This is a genomic window from Pseudomonas sp. 05N433 (assembly GCF_056396925.1).
This window is the reverse complement of sequence record NZ_JBFTML010000012.1, coordinates 57255-73146: the sequence shown is the minus strand read 5'-3', so window position 1 is coordinate 73146 and position 15892 is coordinate 57255. Positions and strand designations below refer to the sequence as shown.

The 15892-nt window shown below is 59.6% G+C and carries 13 protein-coding genes; 12 read left to right on the top strand and 1 reads right to left on the bottom strand.

Annotated features, from left to right (window positions below):
- The first annotated feature begins 160 nt into the window (after positions 1 to 160).
- From AC1DIS_RS09210 to AC1DIS_RS09175, 8 genes are all read left to right on the top strand, one after another.
- A complete protein-coding gene (locus AC1DIS_RS09210; protein ID WP_081626544.1) occupies positions 161 to 496 on the top strand; it encodes a YceK/YidQ family lipoprotein in 336 nt (111 codons plus the stop codon).
- Between the two features lie 174 nt (positions 497 to 670).
- The gene (locus AC1DIS_RS09205) at positions 671 to 2428 is read left to right on the top strand and encodes a carbamoyltransferase family protein (RefSeq protein WP_018928552.1); all 1758 of its coding nucleotides are present in this window, start codon (positions 671 to 673) and stop codon (positions 2426 to 2428) included.
- On the top strand, positions 2412 to 3542 hold the full coding sequence (locus AC1DIS_RS09200) for a glycosyltransferase (RefSeq protein WP_018928551.1): 1131 nt from the start codon (positions 2412 to 2414) through the stop codon (positions 3540 to 3542). The genes AC1DIS_RS09205 and AC1DIS_RS09200 overlap by 17 nt, the downstream gene beginning before the upstream one ends.
- Positions 3542 to 4438 (top strand): antimicrobial resistance protein Mig-14, encoded by an 897-nt coding sequence (locus AC1DIS_RS09195; RefSeq protein WP_086944096.1) that lies wholly within the window; start codon positions 3542 to 3544, stop codon positions 4436 to 4438. The genes AC1DIS_RS09200 and AC1DIS_RS09195 overlap by 1 nt, the downstream gene beginning before the upstream one ends.
- 8 nt (positions 4439 to 4446) lie before the next feature.
- On the top strand, positions 4447 to 5880 hold the full coding sequence (locus AC1DIS_RS09190) for a PIG-L deacetylase family protein (protein ID WP_086944095.1): 1434 nt from the start codon (positions 4447 to 4449) through the stop codon (positions 5878 to 5880).
- Between the two features lie 52 nt (positions 5881 to 5932).
- Complete coding sequence (locus AC1DIS_RS09185) at positions 5933 to 6817, top strand: DUF6625 family protein (protein ID WP_086944094.1); 885 nt, start codon at positions 5933 to 5935, stop codon at positions 6815 to 6817.
- Positions 6814 to 7968 (top strand): glycosyltransferase family 4 protein, encoded by a 1155-nt coding sequence (locus AC1DIS_RS09180; protein ID WP_064615990.1) that lies wholly within the window; start codon positions 6814 to 6816, stop codon positions 7966 to 7968. The genes AC1DIS_RS09185 and AC1DIS_RS09180 overlap by 4 nt, the downstream gene beginning before the upstream one ends.
- A complete protein-coding gene (locus AC1DIS_RS09175; RefSeq protein WP_064615991.1) occupies positions 7965 to 8849 on the top strand; it encodes a glycosyltransferase in 885 nt (294 codons plus the stop codon). The genes AC1DIS_RS09180 and AC1DIS_RS09175 overlap by 4 nt, the downstream gene beginning before the upstream one ends.
- 136 nt (positions 8850 to 8985) lie before the next feature.
- Here AC1DIS_RS09175 and AC1DIS_RS09170 read toward each other — a convergent pair whose 3' ends face one another.
- The gene (locus tag AC1DIS_RS09170; protein ID WP_138866684.1) at positions 8986 to 10851 is read right to left on the bottom strand and encodes an O-antigen ligase family protein; all 1866 of its coding nucleotides are present in this window, start codon (positions 10849 to 10851) and stop codon (positions 8986 to 8988) included.
- A 156-nt stretch (positions 10852 to 11007) separates the two neighbouring features.
- On the opposite strand from AC1DIS_RS09170, the gene msbA reads away from it, so the two are divergent.
- The 4 genes from msbA (at position 11008) to hldE (ending at position 15831) form a co-directional block, all read left to right on the top strand.
- Entirely contained in the window at positions 11008 to 12810 is a 1803-nt protein-coding gene (gene msbA / locus AC1DIS_RS09165; RefSeq protein WP_064615993.1) for a lipid A export permease/ATP-binding protein MsbA, read from the top strand.
- 185 nt (positions 12811 to 12995) lie between these two features.
- Entirely contained in the window at positions 12996 to 13700 is a 705-nt protein-coding gene (locus AC1DIS_RS09160) for a sulfotransferase family 2 domain-containing protein (RefSeq protein WP_018928543.1), read from the top strand.
- Positions 13693 to 14298: an adenylyl-sulfate kinase gene (gene cysC, locus AC1DIS_RS09155; protein WP_018928542.1), complete on the top strand. Its 606-nt coding sequence runs from the start codon at positions 13693 to 13695 to the stop codon at positions 14296 to 14298. Before AC1DIS_RS09160 ends, cysC begins: the two co-directional genes overlap by 8 nt.
- Before the next feature lie 102 nt (positions 14299 to 14400).
- Positions 14401 to 15831: a bifunctional D-glycero-beta-D-manno-heptose-7-phosphate kinase/D-glycero-beta-D-manno-heptose 1-phosphate adenylyltransferase HldE gene (gene hldE / locus AC1DIS_RS09150; RefSeq protein WP_086944092.1), complete on the top strand. Its 1431-nt coding sequence runs from the start codon at positions 14401 to 14403 to the stop codon at positions 15829 to 15831.
- Positions 15832 to 15892 lie beyond the last annotated feature (61 nt).

Sequence of the window (15892 nt, the reverse complement as noted above, 5' to 3'; positions counted from 1 at the left end):
TTCGACGCCATCGCGGGCTTGCCCGCGATGGCGCCAGATCAGTCTCCCGAGAACTGGCGGACAAGTTCTTGTGAATCGTCCTACATGATCTGCAGAACCCATGAACTGTGCCCTGAATAGCCACGATGCTAGTTTGCCTGACGTTCTCGGAGGGCAGATTTTGACGATAAAAATGGCTGTGATGTTGAGCTCTTTTTCACTGGCGTTGTCTGGCTGCGGGACCGCTGTCACGGTGCTGCAGGATGACGAAGACGCCGCTCGTGGCCTCAGAAAGCAAAAGACCTACTGTCAGTCCATTCCTCGCATCTACAGCGGTCTGGCTCACGACTTTTGTCTCCTGCACGCGCCGCCCGATCCCACGGGTATTCTGGTGCCGTTCGTATTGCTGGACTTGACCCTTTCGGGTGTATTCGACACGGTTTTCTTGCCCTATACGATTTACCGGCAAGCTGCCGACGGAAACATCAGGATTTACTGGCGGCCGGGTCGCGGATGAGCAAAGGCGAACGCTTGGGCTCGACGTCATCTTCACGGCGCCGATAAGGGCAGGGTCATTCCCGCCACGTTTACGCTATAATCCCGCCCTTTAGCTGTCTCTCGCCCCTTGCGAGGGCACATTAATTTTTGAGGCGCGTTGCGCCTGCATGCAGACTAAAGAGGCTAGACCCCTGTGGCATTGACGATTCTTGGCCTGTCCGGCGCCCTTAGCCATGATCCTTCCGCAGCCTTGTACATCGACGGCAAGCTGGTCGCGGCGGCTGAAGAAGAGCGTTTCGTGCGCGATAAACATGCAAAGAACCGCATGCCTTACGAATCGGCGAAATTCTGCCTCGAGCAGGCGGGCATCAAGCCGTCCGACGTTGACGTGGTGGCGATTCCATTCGCGCCGATCAGTCTGTTCGGCAAGGCTCGCTGGCACTACGCCAAGCGCTACTGGTACGCCCCGGACCGCGCCCTCGACGCGATCCTGATGGGTAACCGTCGCTACAAGCGCTATCGCAACAAGATTGTCTGGTGCCTCGAGCAATTGGGTTTCGATCCGAAAAAGATCAAGATCGAGCCGGTCGAGCACCACTTGGCTCACGCCTCCAGCGCCTACCACTGCTCCGGTTTCAAAGAGAAAACCGCGATCCTGGGGATCGACGGCAAGGGCGAATACGCCACGACTTTCTTCGGTTATGGCGAAAACGGCAAGATCCACAAGATCAAGGAATTCTTCGATCCGGACTCCCTCGGCGGCCTGTACGGCGCGATCACCGAGTTCCTCGGCTTCGAGATGCTCGACGGTGAGTTCAAGGTCATGGGCATGGCGCCGTACGGCGACGCCAGCAAATACGATTTCTCGCGCCTGGCCTCGTTCGAAAACGGCGAACTGGTGATCAACACCGACTACGCCAACGTCATCGGCCTGCGTCGTTATAAAGAGAAGGGCAAGGGTTTCTACTTCTCGCCGAAGCTGATCGAGTGGCTGGGGCCGAAGCGCGAGGGCGATATCGCCGACGAGCCCTACATTCACTACGCCGCGAGCATGCAAGCGCTGTTCGAGAAACTGGCGTTGCAGATGATCGACCATTACCTGGGCGATGTGCTCAAGGAAACCGGCAAGCTGGCCTTCGCCGGTGGTTGTGCGTTGAACGTCAAGCTGAACCAGAAGATCATTGCCCGCGACGACATCAAAGAACTGTTCGTCCAGCCTGCGTCCGGCGATGCCGGTACCGCGGTGGGTGCAGCGGCTTATGTGTCTCATGCCCGTGGTGTACCGGTCGAGAAGATGGAACACGTCTACCTCGGCCCGTCCTACAGCAATGAAGACGTGATCGCGGCCTGCGCCCGTCACGCCGACAAGCCAAAGTGGCGCAAGCTCGACAATATGCCGGAGCAGATCGCCAAAATCATGGTCGATGGCAACCCGGTGGCCTGGTTCCAGGGTCGCATGGAGTTCGGTCCGCGTGCCTTGGGCGGTCGTTCGATCATTGGCTGTCCGAGCGTGGCCGGCGTGGCGGACCGTATCAACCATCAGATCAAGTTCCGCGAGCGCTGGAGGCCTTTCTGCCCGTCGATGCTCGACACCGTTGCGCCGCAAATGATCAAGATCGATCACCCGGCACCGTTCATGACTTTCACCTTCGAAGTGGCTGAAGAGTGGAAAACCCGCGTGCCGGAAGTCGTCCATGAAGACGGCACGTCCCGGGCCCAGGTGCTCAAGCGCGAATACAACCCGCGCTACTACGACATGATGAAGGCGCTGGAAGTACTGACCGGCAACGGTGTGTCGCTGAATACTTCGCTCAACCGTCGTGGCGAGCCGATGATCTGCTCGCCGACCGACGCCTTGAACATGTTCTTCGGTTCCGACCTGCAGTATCTGATCATGGAAGACATTCTGGTGGTCAAAGAAGGCGCGGACGCTTATGACTCGCTCGGCTGAACGCCATGTGCTGCAGTTCTGTCACGGCTATGACGGGCCGTTTCTGGACTGCGCCCGGCAGTACGCCAGCCTGTTCGCGGGGACCGGTTATCGCGTGACCACGGTGTTCCTGACCGGGGCTGCAGATAGCCAAGTCGCCGCGAACTGTGCGTCCGACGAGGTGCTGTTCATGGAGTACAGCTCCAAGGCCATTCGTGGCCTGAAGCTGGGCGCCATCGGCGATCTGCGCAAGATCGCCGCATCGCGCAACTTCAGTTTCTGCATCGCTCACCGTTTCAAACCGATCTACATCGCCCTGCTCGGCACTTCGTTGCCGGTGATTGGCGTGCATCACGCGTTTGGCGATTACCAGCGCCGCACCCGCAAACTGTTCGCGCATATTTTCCGCAAACGCCTGAGCCTGCTCGGCGTCTCCGATGCGGTGCGTGACGACATGCGCCGTTGCTTGCCGAAATGGCCGCAGGCGCGGATTCAGACGCTCTATAACCGGATTGATGTACAGGCGTTACAGGCCAGTCAGGTGTCGGTTCGCGAGGCCCGGGAAACCCTCGGTCTGTCGATGGATGCCTGGATTGTCGGCAACGTCGGGCGCCTGCATCCGGACAAGGATCAGACTACGTTGTTGCATGGTTTTGCCACGGCATTGCCGGGGTTGCCGGCCAACAGTCAGCTGGTGATTCTGGGCAGCGGTCGGCTGGAGCAGGACCTCAAGGCCCTGGCGCGTGAACTGGGTATCGGCGATCGCGTGCTGTTCCTCGGTCAGGTGCCCGAGGCGCGTCGCTACTTCCGTGCTTTCGATGTGTTTGCCTTGAGTTCCGATCATGAACCGTTCGGCATGGTATTGCTGGAGGCCATGGCCGCCGGTGTGCCGTTGCTCGCCACCGCGTGTGGTGGCGCCAGGGAAGTGGTCGAAGGTGTGGGCATTCTATTTCCGCTGGGCGATGCCGGGCACCTGGCTCAAGGGCTGCAACATCTGGCCGCGATGGACGAGCAGCAACGCCGCCAGTGCGCCGAGCTGATGTTCGACCGCTTGCGTGAGCGCTTCTCCGATCGCGCGGTGCGCGATGCTTTCTGGCATTTGCCGCACGTTACCGAACTGGCACCGAGGGGCTGATGCTCAACCGATTTCAAGGCTGGCGCGAGCGTGGCTGGGTGCAGGTCGACGCCTCGACTTATGCACAAACCTGGCAGCGTTTTGGCGGCAGCGTCGCGACTCATCCTCTGGTGGTCGAACGTCTGGCACAGTTGGCCGACATCCCGGTGCGTTACCTGGCTTGGGAGCAGGACGGCGAAGTGAAAGCCGCCATCCCGACCTGGGGGCGCGACCTGGCGCTGTCCAAGGACGTGCTCAAGCGCACGGGTAAAAAAGGCCTGTTCGACCTCGGCAATGCCGAACTGATCCTGCCGGCCGCCGCCGATGCCCAGGCACCGCTGCGCCATCGGGGGCGTTACCTGTCGGCGCTGAGCGAAGGTCGTTTTACCGGTATCAAGCTGCAGACAGAACAACTGGCGCTGGCCCGCACGCCTGAAGAATTGTCGAAAAAGTTTCGCTACAACCAGCGCCGCGAGTTGCGTCTGCTGGAAGAGGCGGGCGGCGTGGTGCGGCCGGTTACCGAGTTTTCCAGCAGTGAGCTGGCGGCGATCTATTGCGACCTGTTCCAGCGTCGCTGGGGCTTTCCGGCCACCGGTGCCGAGCGCATGGGCGAGGTGATCGAGTTGTTGCGCGAGTTGCTGATCGGCTCGGTGATTTTCCTCAACGACGCACCGATTGCGACTCAACTGGTGTACCGCGTCGAGGCGCCGGAATGGATCAGCATCGAATACGTCAACGGCGGTGTCGATCCCGAGACCCGCGAATTCAGCCCGGGCAGCGTGCTGAGCTTCCTCAACACCCAAAGCGCCTGGGAACATGCACGCGCGTTGGATAAACCCCTACGGTTTTCCTTTGGTCGAACCGACCGTGAGTACAAGGACCGTTGGTGCAATTCTGTGCCGGTCTTCACGGTATGAGCCAACCCATGAGTCGCAAACAGCAACTGCTCAAGCGCCATCGGCGCAACAAACGCATCGGCCTGTTGATTGCGTTGATGCTGCTGATTGCGATCGGCGTGCTGGTGGCCTGGTGGCTGCCGCTGGTGCTTGCGGTGCTGGGCTGGATCGCCCACGAGGCGTGGTTTGCGGACCATCTGTTTTATTCCCCCCAAGACGATTATCAATACAGCTTCCCGCCGTATACCCCGCAACCCAAGATTCATCTGGACGGTGAACGGTTACGGCTGGATGAGGGCGTCATGCTGGTCGATGACGCCACGCTGATACTGGCGCTGCGGGTGAAAAGTACTTGGCTGGGGCGCTTTATCGATCCGGTGGTCGAGTTGCTGGGGGGGGATAACCCCGACCGGCAAACCTTCGAGCGCGGTGTAAACGGCCTGCGTTACCTCAATCTCAGTGGTCAGGCAAACGTGTTGTCGCAAGGCGAGTTGCGTCTGCGCGGGCGTTTCTGTCGGTTGCTCGGCGAGCCTGTGCTCTGGGCGTTCGAGCAACCGGACTACCGCCGTCAGCGAGTGATGGTGATTGCACCCCATGCCGACGACGCTGAATTGGCCGCATACGGTTTGTACAGCCAGGCCGACGAAGCCTGGATCGTCACCCTGACCGCCGGTGAAATTGAAGCCGAACATTATCAACAGATGGGTCTGAACACGGTCGAGGCGGCTCGTCTCAAAGGCCGTTTGCGGGCCTGGGATAGCATCGCCGTACCGCGCTGGGCCGGGGTGCCTGAGGCCCATTGCGTGCAGTTGGGGTATTTTTGCCTGCAACTGGCGGCGATGCAGGCCGCGCCGGCCACACCGGTGGGTTCGCGCGAAGCGGATTTGGGAGACACCCGGTTATTTCGTCAGTTGAATCCATTTGCCCTGCCGGGCGATGTCGATGGTGCGCCGACCTGGAATAATTTACTGGCCGATCTGCGTGAACTGTTGCTGAGGGCGCGTCCGCAAGTGATCGTATTGCCGCATCCGTCCCTCGACCCGCACCCGGATCACATCTGTGCCCAGGCAGCGGTTCTCGAAGCGTTGAGCGGGCTGGAGTGGCAGCCGACCACCGTGCTTGGCTATGCCAACCATCTGCATGACAATGATCGTTGGCCTATGGGGGATGCGGGTCATGGCATCGCCCTGCCACCGACGTTCGATTCGACAACGCCGATGCAGCCCTGCTGTCTGCGAATGCCTTTGGCGCGTCAGCGTGATAAAGCAATGGCGTTGGGCATGATGCACGACCTGCAACCGCCCATGCCGTTCAAGCGACGTTTACGACGGTTGATACAGTGGCTTCTGGCCAGTAGGGTGCCACCCGTCTATGGCGAGAACGAGTTCTTTCGCAAGGCGGTCAGGCAGCATGAGTTGTTCTGGGTTCTGAAGCATGGTGAAACATCTGTTAGGCAGAAATGAAGTATCGCGCGGCCTAGCATGGCGCCGTATCCACGCAGCAGTGAGTATTTCTGTGATCAATCCATGCCCGCGCATCCTGTTCCTGATTCCGTATTTCGGTCATTGGCCGTTCTGGATGCCGTTTTTCCTCGAGAGTTGCCGACGCAACGCCGATATCGACTGGTTGCTGTTCAGTGATTGCGGTACTCCTGAGAACCTGCCGCCCAACGTGACTGTTGAAGCCATGAGTTTCAGCGAGTACTGCGCGCTGGTGTCACAGCGGCTGAATATCGACTTTGTGCCGGACGCGCCTTATAAGCTCTGCGACATCAAGCCTGCCTTGGGGCATATTCATGTCGACCGCCTGCAAGGCTATGATTTCTGGGCGTTCGGCGATATTGATCTGGTATTTGGTGACCTGCGAAGTTATTTCACCGCTGATCGGTTGGCCAGTTATGACCTGTTCTCTACCCACGAGCGGCGGGTGGCAGGCCATCTCTGTCTGATGCGCAACACTGCCCGCAAACGTGAGTTGTTCATGCAGATCAAGGACTGGCAAACACGCTTTACCGATCAGGCGCATCACGCGCTGGATGAAGGCGCATTCAGTCGGATCTTCCTCTGGCGCAAGAATTTTCCCGAGCCACTGTTCTCTCTGTTGGGCAAGCTCAATTCGTGGCGCCGCCGCAGCGAATTCATCGAGGCGTTCAGTACGCCGGGCGGTTGCATCAAGTGGCACGACGGCACGAATGATTTTCCGCAGCACTGGTATTGGCGCAATGGCTGTTTGAGTAACGATCGCGATGGCGACCGCCGGTATCCGTATTTCCACTTCGTCTGCTGGAAACGCAACGAATGGTCACGGTTGCCCCCACCCGATCCAGCCGAGATCAGGCGCCTCGCCGCCGAGCCGGCATGGGTCATCGATGCGACTGGTTTTCACCGGGGAGAGTTATGAGTCAACGGTCAAAGGTTCTGCAGTTGCAGCCGGACTACAACGTCAAAGCCCATGATTTTGCCGACCTCGCGGAGCAGATCGTCAAGGCCCTGCCGAGCGATCGCTATGAAGTGACCGCGGCGTTCCTGCGGGGCAAGCCCGGGCCTGGCGAGGCCGTAAGTCGCGCCGACCGTTCGGTGTATTTCGAGTTTTCCGACAAGTCCCTCAAGGGCATGCGCCTGCGCGCCATGTGGCAGTTGTACAAGTTTTGCCGCGCAGAAAAATTCGACGTGGTGATTTGCAATCGCTTCAAACCGGTAAACATGATGCTGGCGCTCAACCGTTGGTTGAAAGTACCGCTGTGCATCGGCATCTCCCACGGTTTTGGCGAGTACGACCGGTTTTACCGGCGCCGCCAGACCCAACGCCTGATCGATCGCCATTGGCGCTTTGTCGGCGTGTCGCCAGCGGTCAAACAGTACCTGCTCGATTGCGACTGCGGCTTTACCGACCAGAATACCTACGCGATCACCAACGCCATCGACATCGAGCAGGCTGAAGGTTTGCAGCACAGCCGCGAGCGTGCTCGCGAGTTATTGGGCATCGAACCGTCGGTGCGCTTGATCGGTGCATTGGGCCGGCTGGTGCCGGTCAAGGGCCACACCTACCTGCTGCAGGCCTTTGCCACCCTCAAGGACAAATACCCGAACACCCAACTGGCAATCATTGGTGCGGGGCGTGAAGAGTCGCGCCTGGCCGCCGAGATCGAGCGCCTTGGGTTGACCGGTCGTGCGCATTTGCTGGGTTTCAAGGAAAACGCCTTGCAGTATGTTCGGGCGTTCGACATCTGGACCATGCCGTCCTTGGCTGAAGGCCTGGGGCTGGCATTGCTCGAGGGCATGAGCGGGCACCTGCCGGTAATCGCCTCGAACGTACCGGCCATGTTGCCGCTGATTCAGGGCGCGGGCGGTCTGGCAATTACCCCGGCGGACGTGCCGACGCTGGTCGCAGCGCTGGAGAACTACCTGGGGCTGTCGGATGACGAGCTCAAGGCCAAGGGTGAACAGGCCTACCGCTATCTCCAGGAGCAACACGACATCGAGGTATTCCGCCAGGAGTACCTGAACCTGATCGACTCCGGCTTGAGTCAAGCCCGCAGGGAGCAACCATGAACGACGTGCAACCTCTCGTCACGGTCATCATCGCGTCGTACAACCACGGTCGCTATATCGAGGAAAGCATCCTCAGCGTCCTCACCCAGACCTACAAGAATATCGAGTTGCTGGTCATCGATGACGGCTCCAGCGATGACAGCGTCGAGCGCATCAATGCCTTGCAGGCGCAGCACGATTTCGATTTCCGGGTCCAGCAGAACCAGGGGCTGACCAACACCCTCAACGGCGCCATTGCGCGCTCAAAGGGCAGTTTGATCGTGCCGTTCGGGTCCGATGACATCATGTTGCCGGAGCGCATCGCCACCCAGGTGGCGTATATGGATGGCAAGCCCGAGGTCGGGATCTGCGCCGGCAACATCGAACTGATCGACGCCGACGGCAATCTCTATCCGGAGAATCGTCAGCGTCGCGATGTGCCGTTCCGTCGTCTGGACTTCGATGACATGTTCCTGGAGCGCAAGCCTTATCCGCCGGCGCCGACCCTGATGATTCGCCGTGAAGCGCTGGACAAGGTAGGCGGCTTCGATCCGAACATTCGCCTGGAGGACTTGCTGATCGAGTTGAAGGTGACCCGCGCCGGTTACTTCATCGATGGCCTGAATGTGCTGATGGCGCGCTATCGCAAGCACGCCACCAACTCCTACAAGAATAACCGCTTCATGATCGACAACATCCTGCGCTCCTACGCGCTGTTCAGCGATCATCCGCTGTACGACGAGGTGCGCTACAAATTCCTCAGCTCGATGTTCCTGAAAACCTCCAATCGCGACCGCAAGCTGGCGCGCGAACTGCTGGCGCAGATACCGTTCAAGGCCTGGAACAAGAAGACTTGGCGCGGCCTGGGGCGGCTGTATTTCTCACCGCTGGAAAAAGACTGAGCCCACCCTGACACGCGCAGCCATCGATGCCGGTATAGCGGCCCTCACCGGCATGCCTGAGGTGTCGGGAACAGGGCGGCGGTCACGATGGCCAGCAGGTAGGCCGCCAGCGCAATGAACGGGTTGGTTTCGACTATTAATGAGCCCGGGCGGGATGACTCCCGGTCAGTACTTGCCTGTGTAGGTTATCCACTGCAGATTTCGACGCCATCACGGCGTAGCCCTGAAGTAGCGCGCCAAAGTGGTCTTCGAACAGCCAGCGTCGATCCACGGCGTAACGCTGCATATGGCGCAGATTGCGCTTGCGCAGGGACAGGCTCAGCGATGACGGATAGATGCGCATGTCCGCCAGATCGATCAGGCCGAACTCACCGTCATCCAGTACCAGTACATTGCCCAGGTGCAGTGATCGGAAATAGACACCTTGTTCATGCAGTTGCGCCATGAACTTGCCGAAACGCTCAACCAGCGCCTGACGCACCGCGGGCGCGGTGATGCCTTGAAGAACCTGACGCAAAGTGCTGCCCGGCAGCGGCGAATAGTGTACGGCACTGCTACCGTCCTTGAGTCGATACAGGTCCAGAATTTGCGGGGTCGGGATACCCAGGTTGCGCAATTGCTCGCTGTTGGCGGCGAACCGTTCGGAATAGGGGTTGAAGCTACCCGAGGTGTACCAGCGACGGCGGCGGAACAACTTGAGGAAGCTGCCATCGACCAGGCGCAGGACTTTTGGCCCTAGCCCGTCTTCCTCGATCACCTGGGCACTGGCGGTCAACTGTTGCAGGGCGGCCGGCGTCAAGGTCCTGATCGGCATTGCCAATAGGCGCCTGGCCCGTTGGTTGATGCTTAATGCGGCGATCAGCGCCAGCGGAATCCACAGCAAAAACCAGTGCTCCTTGGGCCGGGAAATGATACCGCCGCCTTCGGTCAGGCCGGCGCCGATGCCGAATACCAGCCAGGTCGAGGCGATGATGAACAACGGCTGCAGGCGATACCGCCAGCTATTCAGCAAGCACCGGACCTGGAAGAACAGCCACGGCAGCAAGCCGAAAATACCAACGTAATAGAGCACCCCCAAGGCGAAGCTATGAGGCTCCTGCAAGGTGTAGCCGATACCGGGGTCGAGAGTCAGGGTGGCGTTGTAGCCATGACCGATCCACGGGTGCTCGGCAATTTTTTGCAGGGCCAGCTGCCAGATTTCAAAGCGATAGGAGTCGCCGCGCTCGACGATCATCTGCGAAAACAGTACGGCAACCGCTGCGCCACCGATCAACAGGGTACCCAGCAATATGAAAGAACGACGGTTCCAGCTGATGAAACTCAGCCATAACGCAGCCAGTGTCAAAGCAACCAGCGGGGTTCTGGAGCCGGTGGCGATCACCGTGGCGAACATGATCGCCATCGCCGGGATGCTCAGCCAGAGCATCTGGCGACGCTTGCAGGTCATGCTCACGCTCAGCCAGTAGGTACAAAAAAAGCCGAATACGTGGGAGCTGAGCAGTGGGTTGTCGAATGCGCCGCTCCCGATCAGGCGCATGCCCGGCTCGTAGTGGCGGGTAAACATGAACAGGTTGTAGGCCGACGCGATCAGCCCGACCATTGCGGCACTGAACAGCAGGGGCTGGATGATCTCGCTTCGGTAGCGCACCAGCAGGTAGCAGCCAGCGAACAACAGCAGGGTGTGCAAAGCGGGTTTGAACTGACCGGTGACGCTTTGATCCATCGGCGGCCCCCAGCTCAGGCTGAGCAAGGCCCAGGCGGCGAACAACAGCACCGCGACGAAGATCGGTTCGCGCAGCAACTCTTTGAGTTCGCGGGGGCGCAGGCACAGGACAATAAACGATGGGATGCTGAACAGGCCATAAAACATCTTGTGATGCAGGCTGCGACCAGGCAGAAAGAACATCGCGCACAGCAGCAGGAAGTAGCCGAGTGGAAGAATCCAGAGGCAAATGAAATCGAAGACTCGATTGGATGTGTTGTTGAAGCCACTGAGTTGCATGCTGAGAGATTCAATCCTGAAGTTGATCGGCCATTTGGGGTGATKGCTATTTGATGTTGAATTCTGACGCTTAACAATAACAGCCTTTATGCGATTGCCAGAACCCTGAAGAAGCTGTGCTAAAGTCAGCGTCCTTTTTATCGACATTCGCGTGATATGACCGACTCCAGTCTCTCCGCAAGCCCATCGAGCTTGAAAATTTACTTCCGCCTGCTCAGCTATGTCCGGCCGTACATCAGCCTGTTCCTGATCAGCATTGTCGGTTTTCTGATTTTCGCTTCGACTCAGCCAATGCTCGGGTACATCCTCAAGTATTTCGTCGACGGCCTGTCCAATCCCGAAGCGGCGCTCTTTCCAACCGTACCGTACCTGCGTGATCTGCAACTGCTGCAGGCCGTGCCTTTGCTGATCATCCTGATTGCAGCGTGGCAGGGGCTCGGATCTTATCTGGGCAACTACTTTCTGGCCAAGGTTTCCCTCGGACTTGTCCACGACTTGCGTGTGCAGTTGTTCAACAATCTGCTGGTCTTGCCCAACCGTTATTTCGACAAGCATAACTCGGGTCATCTGATTTCGCGCATCACCTTCAACGTAACCATGGTCACGGGGGCGGCTACAGATGCGATCAAGGTCGTAATCCGTGAAGGCATGACGGTGGCGTTCCTGTTCGCCTCGCTGCTGTTCATGAACTGGCGCCTGACGCTGGTCATGGTTGCGATCCTGCCGTTGATCGCCTTTATGGTGCGCACCGCCAGCAAGAAATTCCGTAAACAGAGCAAGAAGATCCAGGCTGCCATGGGGGACGTGACCCACGTGGCCTCGGAAACGATCCAGGGCTATCGCGTGGTGCGCAGCTTCGGCGGCGAAGTCTATGAAGAAAGGCGCTTCTTCAATGCCAGCCAGGGCAACACCGACAAGCAATTGCGCATGACTCGCACCGGCGCTATCTATACGCCGCTGTTGCAGCTGGTGATCTACACCGCCATGGCGGTGCTGATGTTCCTGGTGTTGTTCCTGCGCGGAGATGCGTCCGCCGGTGACATGGTGGCCTACATCACTCTGGCAGGCCTGCTGCCGAAGCCGATCCGCCAATTGTCTGAAGTCAGCTCGACCATCCAGAAAGGTGTGGCCGGCGCCGAGAGTATCTTCGAGCAACTGGACGTCGAACCCGAAGTCGATAACGGCACCATCGAGCGCGATGCCGTCAGCGGTCGTCTGGATGTGCGTCACTTGAGCTTCACTTACCCGGGCACCGATCGCCAGGTACTCGATGACATCAGTTTCTCGGTCGAGCCGGGGCAAATGGTGGCATTGGTGGGGCGTTCGGGCAGCGGCAAGTCGACATTGGCCAACCTGATTCCGCGCTTCTATCACCACGACAAGGGCGAGATCCTGATCGATGGCGTTGAAGTGGAACAGTACAAGCTGCTGAACCTGCGCAGGCACATCGCCCAGGTGACCCAGCATGTGACGCTGTTCAGCGACACCGTGGCCAACAACATTGCGTATGGCGATCTGGCTGGGGCTCCCCGCGAAGACATCGAGAAGGCGGCAAGAGACGCCTACGCGATGGACTTCATTGCGCAGTTGCCCGAAGGCCTGGACACCCAGGTCGGCGAGAACGGCGTGTTGCTGTCCGGCGGTCAACGTCAGCGTCTGGCAATTGCCCGGGCCTTGCTGAAGAATGCACCGTTGCTGATTCTCGACGAAGCCACTTCGGCCCTCGATACCGAATCCGAGCGGCATATTCAGGCTGCACTGGATCAGGTCATGAAAGGTCGAACGACGCTGGTCATCGCTCACCGGTTGTCGACCATCGAGAAGGCTGACCTGATTCTGGTCATGGATCAGGGCCGGATCGTCGAGCGCGGCACCCATGCCGAGCTTCTGGCGCAGAATGGCTACTACGCCCGTCTGAACGCCATGGGCCTCGACGCCCCGGCTGAAGACATCGCCTGATTCGATGCAAGGGTGAGCCCTGCTCACCCTTGCGTTCACCGGCGTGCAACGCGTCCGGTGGATTGTATCCAGACCTTTACGCTTCTTGACCAAACCGGAATAAATCTCGGCAACGCGCTTGTTAAGGTTCCTGAACGAACTTTGACTTCAATCGAGGGGGGCAACCCTTTCGCGCGGGTACTGCCATGCTGCAACGTTATCTCTGGAAGCTCTTGCCCAAGCCGCAGCGGGCTTTCCTGCTGGGACGCCTGTCGGTCGTGGACCGTCAGGTGATCAACAAGTCGATGTCGGCCAGCCTGAGCTTCCCACGGGCCTTCGAGCAGCGTTCCTGTCTATTCATTCATGTTCCCAAGTGTGCCGGGAGCAGCGTATGTGCGGCGATGTTCGATGGGTGGAGCCCCGGGCACTTGCCGTTGTACTGGTACGAGCAGCAATTTCCCGAGCAGTTTGCCGCCAGTTTCAAGTTCGCCTTCGTTCGTGATCCGCTGGAAAGGGCCTACTCGGCTTATGCTTTTTTGCGCGGCAATGAGTTGGGCCGGCGCGATCAGGCGGCGCAGAGGCTGGTCTGCCACTACCGCGACTTCGATGATTTCGTCGCTCGCTGGCTGCATTCGGAGACCATCAGCCGACAAATGCATTTTGCCGCGCAAACGGATTTTCTGACCGACTCCCTGGGGCATCTGGCCCTGGACTTCATTGGCTACCAGGAGCATCTGGAGCGGGATTTTCGCCTGGTCTGCGAACAGGTGGGCCACTGGGCGGTGTTGCCTCACGTCAACGGCTCGCAACAGCGGCGTCCGATGCTTGCCCGCGATTTCTGCTCGGTGCGTACCCGTCGGCTGGTGCGGCGGGTGTACCAGCGCGATTACGAAATGCTCGGTTATGAATGAGCCCCTGTCGATACCTGTTCCAGAGATCAGGCCTTACGATCTGTCACTGTCGAACCGCGACCGCGCCGCAATCAAATTCCAGCACCCGCGTTGCCTGTGGTTGACGGGCCTGTCGGGCGCGGGCAAGTCGACCCTGGCCAATGCACTGGAGTTGCAACTCAATCGGCGCGGGCTGCACACGTTCCTGCTCGATGGCGACAACCTGCGCAATGGCCTGTGTCGTGACTTGGGAATGAGTGCTGAGTGTCGCCGGGAAAACATCCGGCGCATGGCCGAGGTGGCACGGCTGATGGTCGACGCCGGTTTGATTGTGATTGTTGCGGCGATCTCGCCGTTTCGCGCAGAGCGTGATGCCGCTCGTCGGTTGTTCGCTGAGGGCGATTTCATCGAGGTATACGTGAGCACGCCGTTCGCGGTGTGCGCGCAACGGGACCCCAAAGGTTTGTATCAAGCGGCCCGCCAAGGGCGGATCAAGAACTTCACTGGCATCGACAGCCCTTATGAGGCACCGCTGACGGCTGAGTGCGAGATCGACACCCAGGTGCTGCAACGTGAGGACGCTTGCCATCGTTTATCGCAATTTCTGCTCAATAAATGAACAGAATTCCCTGCCGATTCATCCGGTTGCAGCCGCCCCGCAAGCCAGCGCCAACCCTGTGTTAATATCGCGCCCCTGTTCATTTTGTATGTGGGTTGCTCCATGAAGTTGTCCATGCCGCGATTCAATCAAGCCCCTGTCTTGGTGGTCGGCGATGTCATGCTCGACCGTTACTGGCATGGTGGTACCTCACGGATCTCCCCTGAGGCGCCGGTACCGGTCGTCAAGGTCGAGCACATCGAGGACCGCCCGGGCGGTGCCGCCAACGTTGCCTTGAACATTGCCGCGCTCGGTGCGCCGGCCTCGCTGGTCGGCGTGACCGGCGACGACGAAGCCGCCGACAGCCTGGTCAATAGCCTCAAGGGTGCCGGCGTGCGGGCGTTGTTCCAGCGCATTGCGCACCAGCCGACCATCGTCAAGCTGCGGGTCATGAGCCGTCACCAGCAATTGCTGCGTATCGACTTCGAAGAGCCTTTCGCAACTGACGCCCTGGCGCTGGGCGAGCAAGTCGACGAATTGCTCGAAGGCATCAAGGTGTTGGTGCTGTCCGACTATGGCAAAGGCGCGCTGAAAAACCATCAGGTGCTGATCCAGGCCGCCCGTGCCCGTGGCATTCCGGTGCTGGCCGATCCCAAGGGCAAGGATTTCTCGATCTACCGTGGCGCGAGCCTGATCACCCCGAACCTCAGCGAGTTCGAAACCATCGTCGGCGGTTGCGCCGATGAGCACGAACTGGTGAGCAAGGGCGCGCAGCTGATGCACGACCTCGACCTCGGTGCATTGCTGGTAACCCGTGGCGAGCACGGCATGACCTTGCTGCGCCCGGATCATCCGGCGCTGCACCTGCCGGCCCGTGCCCGTGAAGTGTTCGACGTGACCGGCGCCGGCGACACGGTGATTTCTACCCTGGCGGCGGCGATCGCCGCTGGCGAAGAGCTGCCCCACGCGGTGGCCCTGGCCAACCTGGCGGCGGGCATCGTGGTCGGCAAGCTCGGTACCGCGGCCATCAGCGCACCGGAACTGCGTCGTGCGATCCAGCGTGAGGAAGGCTCCGAGCGCGGTGTGCTGGGCCTCGAGCAGTTGCTGCTGGCGGTCGATGACGCGCGAGCGCACAAAGAGAAGATCGTGTTCACCAACGGTTGCTTCGACATCCTGCATGCCGGCCACGTGACTTACCTCGAACAGGCGCGCGCCCAAGGTGATCGCCTTATCGTGGCGGTCAATGACGATGCGTCGGTGAGTCGCTTGAAAGGGCCGGGTCGGCCGATCAACAGCGTCGACCGTCGCATGGCGGTGCTGGCAGGTTTAGGCGCCGTCGATTGGGTGATCAGCTTCTCTGAAGGCACCCCGGAAAACCTGCTGCGTGCGGTCAAGCCGGATGTACTGGTCAAGGGCGGTGATTACGGGATCGACCAAGTGGTTGGCGCGGACATCGTCAGCGCTTACGGCGGGACCGTGAAAGTGCTGGGGCTGGTGGAAAACAGCTCGACCACGGCGATTGTCGAGAAGATTCGCCAATCAGAGCCGGAGTAAAGCCATAAAAAAGATCGCAGCCATCGGTGGCCCCTACAGGTATACACATGACCCTGTAGGG